Raw genomic sequence first — 12413 nt, forward strand, 5'->3', positions numbered from 1 at the left:
ACTTCTGCGGCGAGGGCGCGAAATATGACGGCAGCCATGGACGAGCTTCTCGGCATTCTCGACCTCGAGAAGCTGGAACACAATCTGTATCGTGGTCGCAGCCCGCTGCTCGACTGGCAGCGCGTGTTCGGCGGCCAGACCATCGCCCAGGCGCTGGTGGCGGCGCAGCGGACAGTGGATCCCGATCGGTACGTGCATTCGCTGCACGGCTATTTCATGCGGCCCGGCGACACCAAGGTGCCGATCGTCTACGAGGTCGACCGCATTCGCGACGGCGGCTCCTTCACCACGCGGCGCGTGGTGGCGGTCCAGCACGGCCAGGCGATCTTTTCGCTCGAAGCCTCGTTCCAGCAGGATGAGGTCGGCCTGGAGCACCAGGTGCCGATGCCGCAGGACGTTCCGGGGCCGGACACATTGCTGTCGCAACGCGAATTGCTGGGCAAATTCGGCGAGGCGGTGCCCGATGGGATCAAACGCTACTGGGAGCGCGACCGGCCGATCGAGATGAAGCCGGTGATGCTGAAGCATTACACCAGCCGCGAAAAGCTGGAGCCAAAGCAGAACATCTGGATCCGCACCACCGGTCCGGTGCCGGCGGACCACGCCATCCAGGCAGCGGTGCTCGCCTATCTCTCCGACATGACGCTGCTCGACACATCGACCTTCGCGCATGGCCGCGCCATTTTCGATCGCGATATCCAGGCGGCGAGCCTCGACCACGCCATGTGGTTCCACCGCAGCCATGCGCTCGACGACTGGATGCTCTACACGCAGGACAGCCCGTCGACGCAGGGCTCGCGCGGCTTTACACGCGGCTCGCTGTTTGCCCGCGACGGTACGCTGATTGCCTCGGTTGCGCAGGAAGGGCTGATCCGGCTCAAGCGATCGCCTGCAGAGTAGGCATTTTTCAAAATTTGCCTAATTTTTAAGCAGGCGTATCGCCGCAGCTGTGGGCAGGTTGCGTCGGTGCACCCCCTAATCTCTTTGTTTACAGTGGGTTAACACCCTGCTTCGGCACTTGGCACGGAGCTTGAATCCTTGTGGGCACTCTCCGGCTCTTTGGGATCGGTGAAGGTGTACAAACGCGGGGGACCGCAACAGCAAAGGGTGAAACCTTATGAAAATCGTGATGGCAATCATCAAGCCGTTCAAGCTCGACGAGGTACGCGAAGCGCTCACCGCCGTCGGCATCCAGGGCCTGACCGTCACCGAAGTCAAAGGCTACGGGCGTCAGAAAGGGCATACGGAGATCTATCGCGGGGCGGAATACGCGGTCAGCTTCCTGCCGAAGATCAAGATCGAAGTCGCGGTCAGTGCCGACATGGTCGACAAGGCCGTCGAAGCCATCACCGCAGCCGCCAAGACCGGCCAGATCGGCGACGGCAAGATCTTCGTTTTCGGCATCGATCAGGCGGTGCGCATCCGCACCGGCGAAACAGACACCGACGCGCTCTGAGCGGCGATCACGTATTCCAATGGAGAGTTCAATGAATATTCCTTCCACCTTGAAGACGACGGGACGAGCTGCCCTTTTGGGTTCGCTTGCTCTCGCAGCATTGGGCACGGTCGCCGCCTTCGCACAGGAAGCGGCACCGGCCGCAGCCGCGGCCGCGCCGGCTGCTGCCCCGACCCCGGTGCTCGACACCGGCAACACCGCCTGGATGCTGACCTCGACGGCGCTGGTGCTGATGATGACCATTCCGGGCCTTGCGCTGTTCTACGGCGGCATGGTGCGCAAGAAGAACGTGCTCGCCACCGTCATGCAGAGCTTCGCCATCACCTGCCTGGTGACGGTGCTGTGGTTCATGTTCGGCTATTCGCTGGCCTTCTCGGACGGCGGCGGCGTGAACAGCTATATCGGCGGCACCTCGAAGTTCTTCCATCACGGCATCACCACGGCCTCGCTGTGGCTGCCGGGCGTCGCCAACATTCCTGAATTCGTGTTCTCGATGTTCCAGATGACGTTCGCCATCATCACGCCGGCGCTCATTGCCGGCGCCTTCGCCGAACGCATGAAGTTCTCGGCGCTGCTGATCTTCATGGCGTTGTGGCTGCTGGTCGTCTACGTGCCGATCGCGCATTGGGTCTGGGGTGGCGGCTTCCTCGGATCGGCGGGCGTGCTCGACTTTGCCGGCGGTACGGTCGTTCACATCAATGCCGGTGTCGCCGGTCTGGTCTGTGCGCTGGTTCTCGGCAAGCGCGAAGGCTATGGCACCACCAACATGGCGCCGCATAACCTGGTCTATTCGGTGATCGGCGCTTCGCTGCTGTGGGTTGGCTGGTTCGGCTTCAACGCCGGTTCGGAACTGGCAGCCGACGGTCTTGCCGGCGCTGCCATGCTCAACACCCAGGTTGCCACCGCGGCGGCGGCACTGGCCTGGATGTTCGCCGAATGGATCGTCGCCAAGAAGCCTTCCGTGCTCGGCATCATCTCGGGTGCGGTTGCCGGCCTGGTCGCGGTGACGCCGGCTTCCGGCTTCGTCAACCCGACCGGTGCCTTCATCGTCGGCATCGTCGCAGGCGTCGTCTGCTACCTCTCGGCGGTCAAGGTCAAGCACATGTTCGGCTATGACGACTCGCTCGACGCCTTCGGCGTGCATGGCGTCGGCGGTGTGGTAGGCGCTCTGCTCACCGGCGTGCTCGCCGACCCGGCGATCAACAGCCTCGGCGCAGGTGCTTCGCTCGGCAAGCAGATCTACGGCGTTGCCGTCACTATCGTGTGGACCGGCATTGCCACCTTCGTGCTCCTCTACATCGTCAAGGCGCTTGTCGGCCTGCGCCCGACGACCCAGGAAGAGGTCGAAGGCCTCGACATCTCCCAGCATGGCGAAGTGGTGCCGTAAGGCCAGCTTAGCCAAGGGGCCGGCGGAACCCTCCTCCCGCCGGCCCCATATCTCCACGCAATTCCGAATGGAAAGCGCTGCACAGTTCTCCTGGAATTGCTTTGAAAGATCCCGTCGTGATGCTCCCGAAAGGAGTTCACGCATTGAGGCCCGGATCGCATCCGGGCCTCTTTTTTTGGCAAGCCATTCCGGCAATGCCCGGCTTCACGCAATCACGTTCGCGTGATCATGTTTTTTGAGGAAACAACGACCGCTCTGGTTCCGAACCGTGGGGACGATCGTCGTTCTGACGCTCGTGCCAAACAACAGGGAAGGAAACCATCTCATGAACCTCAAGAACATCTGTCTCGGAGCGCTTGCTCTTTCCATGATCGGCGGCGTGGCGTTTGCCGGTGCTCTGGACGAGCCCGACAACATGGCGCCGTTCTTCACGGATTCCGGCATGAAAACCATGAAGCCGATGGCGGACTTCAAGACAGCTTTCATGGCCATGCCGATGGAAAAGCAGGAAGCGATGAAGAAGGAATGCCAGGATGCGGCGATGAGCAAGCCGCATGCGGAATTCTGCGCCAATGTGCAGGCGCTCGGCGGCGCCAACTGATTTGCCGCGATCGGGCCGAGACCCGATCTCTGTTCAGACGACCAATGGCGGGCCGGCAGCCCGCCATTGTTTCGTTCGATGGAGCTCCATCGGTCCGTCGTCCAACATTGCCTCATACGCCTCAACCGGCGGTAATGAGGTTTGAGCGTCTCAACCTCTTATAGTTAATGCGCCCTTAACCTTCCCACCGATAGTCTGAGACCCGAATCTGCCGGAGTGCGCCACGCACCCGGCGAGTCCACGACAGACGGGGAAGAGCATGCGTTCAGGGGCTTCAGCACCGCTCGCGCTGGCCGATACGGGGCACGGCATCCAGGCGTTCGCGCGGCGTCAGGTGGGGCGGCTGGTTGGCGTCGGCCTGTTCGCGCTGGCCGCCTTTGGCGTTGCCAGCCTTGCCACCTGGAATGTCGCCGATCCGAGTTTTTCCCACGCGACGAACAACACCGTCACCAACGCCATGGGCTATGCGGGTGCCGTGTTCTCCGACCTCGCCATGCAGTTCTTCGGCCTCGCCGCCGTCGCCGCCCTGGTTCCGACGGTCATCTGGGGCTTCCTGCTGTTTTCCGCGCGCGGCGTCGACAGGCTGCCCAAGCGCGGGTTGTCCTGGTTCGGCTTCGCGCTGCTGGCCGCTGCGATGGTCGGCTGCGTGGTGCCGCCCAAGACCTGGCCGCTGCCCACCGGCCTCGGCGGCGTGTTCGGCGACATGGTGCTGAAGATCCCCGGTGTCGTCATCGGCGGCTATCCGACCGGGCTGATCGCCAGCATCATCGCCATCCTGCTTTCGGCGCCCGCACTGTGGCTCTTTGCCCATGGCTCGGCGCTGATCGGACGCAAGAACGGCTTTGCGGTGATGGAGGACGAGCCCGCCGTCGATCCGCGCGAGGACGACCTTTTGTTCGACAATGACGAGGACGAAGGCGACGAGGGCATCCTGGCGCTCGGCGCCATCACCCATTGGTGGCTGTCGCTGCGCGCGTGGATGCACCGCCGCGCCGTGCGCCGCAGGCAAGAGCGGGACGAGTACGAGCCGGAGATGGAGCAGCGCTCCACCGCCTGGCGCCGCGCGGCCGAACGGGTCGAATCGGCCGAGTTCGCCGAGCAGCGGATGAGCCAGGATGGCCGCGCCCGCGTCGAGCCGGAATTCTTCGCCGCCATGGTCAATGACCGCAGCGCCTCGCTCGACCCCGACGATGCCGATATCTTCGACGACCGCTTCGACAATGCGGGCGAGGATGCCGATTTCGACGATGAGCCTGTCGTGCAACGCCGCGGCGCGCCGACCGCCAAGGTACAGCCGTTCCGTTCCGATGCCGCCACGCGCGTCGAGGCGCCGGCGGCGCGCCCCGTGCCAGGCGCCCGTGTGCAGCGCGAGGCGCAGACATCGCTGATCGGCTCTGAAAAATTTGAAATGCCGTCGCTGCACTTCCTCTCCGAGCCGAAGAACGTGGTGCGCGACGCCAGCCTGTCCAAGGACGCGCTGGAACAGAATGCGCGCCTGCTCGAAGGCGTGCTGGAGGATTTCGGCGTCAAGGGCGAGATCATCGCCGTCCGTCCGGGTCCGGTCGTCACGCTCTATGAGCTCGAACCGGCGCCCGGCATCAAATCGTCGCGCGTCATCGGCCTGTCCGACGACATCGCCCGCTCGATGAGCGCCATCGCCTGCCGCGTCGCGGTGGTGCCCGGCCGCAACGCCATCGGCATCGAACTGCCGAACGCCAAGCGCGAAACCGTCTATCTCAGGGAGATCCTGGCCAGCCGCGATTTCGAGACGACGAAGGCCAAGCTGGCACTGGCGCTGGGCAAGACCATCAATGGCGAGGCGGTCATCGTCGACATCGCCAAGATGCCGCACGTGCTGGTCGCCGGCACCACCGGCTCGGGCAAGTCGGTCGCCATCAACACCATGATCCTGTCGCTGCTCTACCGGCTGACGCCGCAGGATTGCCGGCTGATCATGATCGATCCGAAGATGCTGGAACTCTCGGTCTATGACGGCATCCCGCATCTGCTGACGCCCGTCGTCACCGATCCGAAGAAGGCGGTGGTGGCGCTGAAATGGACCGTGCGCGAGATGGAGGACCGCTACCGCAAGATGTCCAAGGTCGGCGTGCGCAACATCGACGGCTTCAACGCCCGCGTCAGCCAGGCGGACAAGAAGGGTGAGAAGATCTCGCGCACCGTTCAGACCGGCTTCGACCGCCAGACCGGCGAGGCGATCTACGAGACCGAGAACCTCGATCTCGAGCCGATGCCCTATATCGTCGTCATCATCGACGAGATGGCCGACCTGATGATGGTCGCCGGCAAGGACATCGAAGGTGCCGTGCAGCGCCTGGCTCAGATGGCGCGCGCCGCCGGCATCCATGTCATCATGGCAACGCAGCGGCCGTCGGTCGACGTCATCACCGGCACCATCAAGGCCAATTTCCCGACCCGCATCTCCTTCCAGGTGACGTCGAAGATCGACAGCCGCACCATTCTGGGCGAGCAGGGCGCCGAGCAGCTGCTCGGCATGGGCGACATGCTCTACATGGCCGGCGGCGGCCGTATCCAGCGCGTGCACGGCCCGTTCGTCGCCGATGAAGAGGTCGAGAAGATCGTCGCGCATCTGAAGCTGCAGGGCGTGCCGGAGTATCTCGACGCCATCACCGAGGATGATGGCGAGGATGACGACGAGCCGTCAGGCAAGGGTGGAGCGAGCGGCGGTGGCGGCAACAGCAATTTCGAGGATTCCGACGATCCTTACGATCAGGCGGTCTCCGTGGTGCTGCGCGATGGCAAGGCCTCGACCAGCTATATCCAGCGCCGGCTGGGCATCGGCTACAACCGCGCTGCCTCGATCATCGAGAAGATGGAGAAGGAAGGTATCGTCGGCCCGGCCAACCATGCCGGCAAGCGCGAGATCCTGGTGCCGACCGAAGAGGACAAGTTCTGACCAGAAAGCCTGACCCTTGCGACATCCCTGTCCGGCAACCTTGAACCTTTCAAGGCGTTGAAGCGACCAAGGGACGCCCGACCCGCCAAATTTCAGCCCAACTGGGGGTCCAAGCACAGAACAACTCAGGAATCAGACGAGAGTGACCGATATGAAAAACGATCTTTCAGCGCTCAGCACATTTGCTCCCTCCCGGCGTCAGTTGCTGGGCCTCGGCCTGGCGTTTGCAGGGGCGGCAGCCTTCAACGCGGTGCCCGGCTTCCAGGTGCTGGCCTCGGCGCAGGCGGCTGTGCCGGCCGCTGCGCAGAAGATCGCCGACCACTTTTCCTCGGTCAAATCGATGAGCGGCGAATTCGTGCAGTTCGGCCCCAAGGGCGAGCAGACCGGCGGCAAGTTCTTCCTCGAACGGCCGGGCAAGATCCGCTTCAACTACGACGGCTCTTCGAACTTCCGGGTGATTTCAGACGGCCAGTCGGTGGTCATCCTGAACAAGAGGCTCAACACGTCCGATCTCTATCCGCTGTCGAAGACACCCTTGAAGCTGCTGCTCGACAACAGGATCGACCTCTCCGGCGACCGCGTCAAAAGCGTCAAGCAGGAGGACGACCTCACAACCATCCAGCTCGCCGACAAATCGGTGTTCGGCAATTCGAAGATCACCATGATGTTCGATCCGAAAACCTTCGACTTGCGGCAGTGGACGATCACCGACGCGCAGGGCAAGGATACGACGGTGATGATCTTCAACACCAAGGAAGGCGTCAGCTTCGCGCCGGATACTTTCGCCATCGACTACACGGCGAACCGCGAGCTCAACACCAACAAGGCGCGCTAGCTTCAAACGCTCCAATAGCTGTGGAAAGCACCGGGCCGCGCCTCGTCGGGCGTTGCCCGGCTTGTCTTTGCGGTCCGCGGCTGGCAATTTCCCGGACCGACTCCGTCAAAAGGCGTCTTCCCCGCCGGGACCCATCGGTTCTGGCCGTTGCACGCTGTCCTGGATTGCCAAATGCCCTTCTCCATCGCCACCTGGAACATCAACTCCGTTCGCCTTCGCATGCCGATCGTCGAGCGCCTGCTCGTCGAGCATGCGCCCGACGTGCTGTGCCTGCAGGAAACCAAGGTTCCCGACGAACTGTTCCCCGAGAAGGCTTTCCGCAAGCTCGGCTACGAGCACATCGCCTTCCATGGCCAGAAGGGCTACCACGGCGTAGCAACCGTGGCGCGGCGGCCGATCGAATTGGTCGAAAAGCGACGCTTTTGCGAAATCGAGGACAGCCGGCACCTCTCGGTGACGGTGCGGGCCGGCGGCAAGGCGATCCTGCTGCATAATTTCTACGTCCCGGCGGGCGGCGACGAACCGGATCCCGTCATCAACAGGAAGTTCAAGCACAAGCTCGATTTCGTTGCCGAGATGAATGCCATCCGGGCAGAACATGACGAGGTGTCCGGCTCGGTGCTGGTCGGCGACCTCAACATCGCCCCGCTCGAACATGACGTCTGGTCGCACAAGCAATTGCTCAACGTGGTCAGCCACACGCCGGTCGAGACGGAAAATTTCGAGGCGATGCGTCGCGCCGGCAACTGGGTCGACCTGATGCGGCTCAACGTGCCGGATGAGCAGAAGCTCTACACCTGGTGGAGCTATCGCGCGCAGGATTGGGAGCTGTCCAATCGCGGCCGCCGCCTCGACCACGTCTGGTCGTCGCCGAACCTTGTGCCCAGCTTTTCCGGCTACGAGATCCTGCGTCTGGCGCGCGGCTGGGAGCGCCCGTCGGACCATGTGCCTGTCATCGCGCGGTTCGATCTGGACTAGTCTGGTCGAAAATGCCCGCGTGCGGCAGTCAGTCTGTAGAGTTGGGACCGGCTGGATCCACCCACGGACGGCCCAATCGTGTCACCATCGCCGCGTACCCAACGGCACCTGCCGCCCAAAGGAAGATGCCAAGCTCTTTGACGACGTCCTCGGCGATGGCGGCCGCAGAACCGGGGGTAGGAAACAGCTCTCCGAGCTGGTCGATCGATGCTGACATCGCCAGCAGGAAGCCTGCGGCCACAAAGATGATCGTGCCGTCGAATGTTTTTCGTCGCAGCCGGAAGAACCAGAACAACCCGGCGCCGGCGTAGGCAATCATCGGAACGATCTCTGGTATCCCAACAATGGGCAGCACGTCCTCATGGATCAACAACAGGTCATCGAGGCCCAGGAGGAGGGTAAGGCCGCCGAGAAACGTGCAATCCCATCGGCGCGTGAGCAGGCCAGCAAACAGGGTCGCGGCGCCGGAGCCGATCCATAGCGAAGCACCCAGGGACGAAATCCACCCCGTATAGAAACCGACTCCGGCGGCTGCGGATGGATCTCGATAAAAGATCCACGCGTCCAGACCACGAATTTGCGCGACGAACAGCGCGGCCAAGAGCATCGCAACGTTGATCGCCGCCGCCGCCAACACGACCAAGCGCCAGGCTATTGTCCATTCGCCGCCATGCTTTGTGTTCGGCGCGCTGTTCTCTGGCATTTGCTATTCTCATAGAGGACTGAGAGGAACTCCATTGGAATCAAAGATCAAGAAGTGCTGACCTATGCCTAATCCAGTACGATGGCTGCCAGCTCTGCCGCGCCGAGAACTCCGCCTGCATTGTGCCGGTGGTCAGCATCGAACGGTTGCAGCGCTTCGCTCCACCGAACCCATTGTACCATGGCGCCGATGTTCAGGGGAGGCCGGCCTGCAAATGCCCGACCTGAATCCCAGCACGCTTCGAAGCGCGTCCAAATAAATTCGAACTCAAACGGCGCGCTTCACGTCTTCACGCATGTCGTTGCCCCAGGGCTGCTGCGCTGACAGGCTTATCCGGCAGATGGGGATGGTCGCGGCGGCGTGTCGCCAGCATCCGTTGCGCCGCTTCGATGATTGTCGGCGCCGGGACATCGGCGACCAGGCCGGTCGGGCTGGCATGGCGGGTCGCGATCACGTCCACGCAGTTCGAAAGCGGCCTCCAACGGGCCATGTTGGCGCCGCCATTGAGGATAACCATCGGCGTCATCACCGTTGCCATGAGATGTGCGGTACCGCCTTCGGCGCCGATGTAAAGATCGGCAAACTCGCCGAGCGCCAGCAAAATGTCACCGATATCGACACCTCCGATCGCGGCGGAATCGACAAGCCGCAGCTTCGGCACGCGCTGAGCCAGCTCAGCCATATCGGGACCGTCGCCGGGGGTTCTCACATAGAGAAGGTTCGCCCCGTCGGCGATCAGGCTGTCGGCGATTGCGGCAACCTGATCCGCCGACATGCGCTTGCTGGCGCTGCCATGCGCCGCGATAATGATCAAGGGAGCATGCTTGCCGTCCGCAAGGCTCCTGGCCGCCGCTCGTGCGGCCGGGCTAGGCTCCAGCCGATGATCGAAAGGCAGCCGCTTGCCGGCAAGGCGTTCGATGAGGCGATGGTAGCGCCAGGCATTGTGCCCGGGTCGTGCTTCAGGCCTGTGACCCAGGCGCCAGGAAAGGGCGAAAGCCGGAAAGTTTGCCTCATAGGCAATGCCGCGGCCGAGCAGTGATGCCGAGGCTTGAAGCAGCCAACGCGCCGAGATGCGGAAATCGACGACGGCCAATCGCCCCTTGCCCTTGCTGTGACCGGCGATCAGGCGCGCCAGGGGCGTCCGCACATTGATCGCATCGACCAAATGGCCGGCATGGCGATTGAGGCTATGTTCAAGGGACGACGACCGGGTGGTTCCGTAGACGATGAAACTGTCGGGGAATGCCGTTCTGGCGGCGCGCAATGCCGGAATCCGGATCAGTCCGTCGCCGAACGCGTCATTGCGGGAATACAAGATAATGGTCTCGTACCGCCCTGATGGCATGGCTCGCTCCCCCCAGGAGCCTGGTGGTGATGGCGCCTGCTGCGCCGGCCGCCTTCGAGGTGCTTTAGGATTTCACCTCTTGCCTGTCAACGGAGCCTTGCCGCTGGATCCGGGCGTCCGGATGGCGCGCAGTGCGCCACGACCAGTTCATCGCTGTCGTTGAAAACACTTCTCCCTTCGGCTGCGAAGCCAGCAGCTTCGTGGGTACGCTAGATTTAGCCGGAGAAGCGCGGCGCCAGTTCCTCGATGCGGCGGATCATCGCCTGAAATTCCTCGGAGATGCGCTGGTGCAGCTTGACCGCGACCTCGGGGTATTCCTCCAGGATGCGGTGGAACATCTTGCGGCTGAGCCGCATCACTTCCGAATCGATCTCGGCCGACGCGCTGGTCAGCCGGTTGGTGTCGGCGATCAATGCCAGTTCGCTCAGGATCGTGCCGGGGCCTGCCGTGCCTATCGGGATGCGTTCGCCATTCTGCTCCCGGTAGAGCACGATGCGCCCGCTGACAACGATATAGGCGGAATCGGCCTCGTCGTCCTCGCGATAAAGCTTGTGGTTGGCAATCAGCCTGGTGTTCTCGGCGCCAAAGGCGAGCAGGCGCAGTTGTTCCTGCGTGAAGCCCTCGAAGAGCCTCACGGCGGACAGAACGCGGATGTCGTCATCCAGCGCCATCTAGCTATGTCCCCGAACCGACAGTCCGACTCCTCCTCTGCGAGTTCGATCCAAACCACCCTCCAACTGGATCGTACCCGAAAGCGGCCCCGCCCGGCCGCTCATTGGATAATGAAAATGTTTAAGGAACCAGCTTGTAGCCGCCGCTTTCTGTCACAAGAATTTCCGCATTGGAAGGATCGCGCTCGATCTTCTGGCGCAGCCGGTAGACATGGGTTTCCAGCGTGTGCGTGGTGACGCCGGAATTGTAGCCCCACACCTCCTCGAGCAGCACGTCGCGCGTCACCACCTTCTGGTCGGCGCGATAGAGATATTTGATGATCGAGGCCTCCTTCTCCGTCAGCCGCACCTTGCCGCCGCGCGGGTCGAGCAGCAGTTTCTGGCTGGGCTTGAAAGTATAGGGCCCGACCGAGAAGGTGGCATCCTCGCTCTGCTCATGCTGGCGCAACTGCGCCCGAATGCGCGCCAGCAGCACGGCGAAGCGGAACGGCTTCGTCACATAGTCGTTGGCGCCGGCCTCGAGACCAAGAATCGTATCCGAATCGGTGTCGTGACCGGTCAGCATGATGATGGGCGCCTTGTAGCCGCCCTTGCGCAGGATCTTCACCGCTTCGCGGCCATCCATGTCGGGCAGCCCGACATCCATGATGAGCAGATCGATGAGGCCGCCGCGCGCTGCGGCGACACCTTTTGCCGCAGTCGATTCCTGCAGCACGTCGAATTCCTCGTAAAGGGATAATTGCTCGACCAGCGTGCCGCGCAGGTCATCATCGTCGTCGACGATCAGTATGGTGCGTGAAGTCATGGATCAATCCGTTGTTTTGAAAAGAAAATTCAGTTGACCGCTGCCTGTTTATGCGGAAGCTGACCGGCGTAACAGCCGTTCACAGTGATTTGTTCCGTGGCACGATCATACAAGAAAAAACACGATCGCAATGCAGCCGGCGCAATTTTGCGAAAAGGGCTGCGTGTGCTGACCGTGCGGGCGAGGCCTGGGCATCCAAGCCAGGGCCTGCTGCAGGCCGGGAAAACGGTGTTTGCCTGTGCGCTGGGGCGCGGTGGCATCTCGGCCGACAAGCGCGAAGGCGATGGCGCCACGCCGCTGGCCGCGATGCGGATCCTGTCGGGGTATTTCCGGGGGGATCAGTTCTCCAGCGGCCGCAGGACCCGGCTGGCGATGACGCCGATCGGGCCCGATCTGGGCTGGTGCGAAGTGCCTGACGACCGCAACTACAACAGGCCGGTCAGGATTCCCTATGGCGCCAGCCACGAACGCATGCGGCGCGACGACAGGCTCTACGACGCCTGCCTGGTGCTCGACTGGAACCTGTCGCCGCGCCGGCGCGGACGCGGCAGCGCCATCTTCTTCCATCTGGCGCGCCCCGGCTTCACGCCGACGCAAGGCTGTGTGGCTGTCACGGCGCAAACCATGGCGCGGCTGCTGCCGCTGCTGTCGGACCGGACGGTGGTGAGGGTGGTAAGATAGTAGGGGAGTAGGGGAG

The 12413-nt window shown here is 62.9% G+C and carries 12 protein-coding genes; 8 read left to right on the forward strand and 4 right to left on the reverse strand.

Annotated elements, in window-relative coordinates; all coding sequences use genetic code 11:
* The first annotated feature begins 24 nt into the window (after positions 1–24).
* The 7 genes from tesB to EN990_RS10325 all read left to right on the forward strand — a co-directional run bounded on the left by tesB (position 25) and on the right by EN990_RS10325 (position 8192).
* On the forward strand, positions 25–900 hold the full coding sequence (gene tesB, locus EN990_RS10295; RefSeq protein WP_127388292.1) for an acyl-CoA thioesterase II: 876 nt from the start codon (positions 25–27) through the stop codon (positions 898–900).
* A 217-nt stretch (positions 901–1117) separates the two neighbouring features.
* Positions 1118–1456: a P-II family nitrogen regulator gene (locus tag EN990_RS10300; protein WP_013528889.1), complete on the forward strand. Its 339-nt coding sequence runs from the start codon at positions 1118–1120 to the stop codon at positions 1454–1456.
* Between the two features lie 205 nt (positions 1457–1661).
* Complete coding sequence (locus EN990_RS10305) at positions 1662–2843, forward strand: ammonium transporter (protein WP_224619141.1); 1182 nt, start codon at positions 1662–1664, stop codon at positions 2841–2843.
* A 325-nt stretch (positions 2844–3168) separates the two neighbouring features.
* Positions 3169–3444, forward strand: coding sequence for a hypothetical protein (locus EN990_RS10310; RefSeq protein ID WP_013528891.1), 276 nt, complete (start codon positions 3169–3171; stop codon positions 3442–3444).
* A gap of 259 nt (positions 3445–3703) precedes the next feature.
* Positions 3704–6379, forward strand: a complete 2676-nt coding sequence (locus EN990_RS10315; RefSeq protein WP_013528892.1) for a DNA translocase FtsK — start codon at positions 3704–3706, stop codon at positions 6377–6379.
* Positions 6380–6530: 151 nt separating this feature from the next.
* Entirely contained in the window at positions 6531–7214 is a 684-nt protein-coding gene (locus EN990_RS10320; RefSeq protein WP_024505000.1) for an outer membrane lipoprotein carrier protein LolA, read from the forward strand.
* Between the two features lie 171 nt (positions 7215–7385).
* Entirely contained in the window at positions 7386–8192 is an 807-nt protein-coding gene (locus EN990_RS10325; RefSeq protein WP_013528894.1) for an exodeoxyribonuclease III, read from the forward strand.
* A 28-nt stretch (positions 8193–8220) separates the two neighbouring features.
* Here EN990_RS10325 and EN990_RS10330 read toward each other — a convergent pair whose 3' ends face one another.
* From EN990_RS10330 to EN990_RS10345, 4 genes are all read right to left on the reverse strand, one after another.
* The gene (locus tag EN990_RS10330; RefSeq protein WP_127365964.1) at positions 8221–8895 is read right to left on the reverse strand and encodes a hypothetical protein; all 675 of its coding nucleotides are present in this window, start codon (positions 8893–8895) and stop codon (positions 8221–8223) included.
* 289 nt (positions 8896–9184) lie between these two features.
* Positions 9185–10240, reverse strand: a complete 1056-nt coding sequence (locus tag EN990_RS10335) for a glycosyltransferase family 9 protein (RefSeq protein ID WP_164753664.1) — start codon at positions 10238–10240, stop codon at positions 9185–9187.
* A gap of 215 nt (positions 10241–10455) precedes the next feature.
* Entirely contained in the window at positions 10456–10911 is a 456-nt protein-coding gene (locus EN990_RS10340) for a Crp/Fnr family transcriptional regulator (protein ID WP_063173345.1), read from the reverse strand.
* A 121-nt stretch (positions 10912–11032) separates the two neighbouring features.
* Positions 11033–11716 (reverse strand): response regulator transcription factor, encoded by a 684-nt coding sequence (locus EN990_RS10345; RefSeq protein ID WP_013528898.1) that lies wholly within the window; start codon positions 11714–11716, stop codon positions 11033–11035.
* A gap of 144 nt (positions 11717–11860) precedes the next feature.
* Here EN990_RS10345 and EN990_RS10350 point away from each other — a divergent pair, with 144 nt between their 5' ends.
* Positions 11861–12397 (forward strand): L,D-transpeptidase, encoded by a 537-nt coding sequence (locus EN990_RS10350; protein WP_181172690.1) that lies wholly within the window; start codon positions 11861–11863, stop codon positions 12395–12397.
* Positions 12398–12413 lie beyond the last annotated feature (16 nt).

Origin of the sequence: Mesorhizobium sp. M7A.F.Ca.US.005.03.1.1 (assembly GCF_003997975.1) — a bacterium.
Classification (GTDB): domain Bacteria; phylum Pseudomonadota; class Alphaproteobacteria; order Rhizobiales; family Rhizobiaceae; genus Mesorhizobium; species Mesorhizobium ciceri.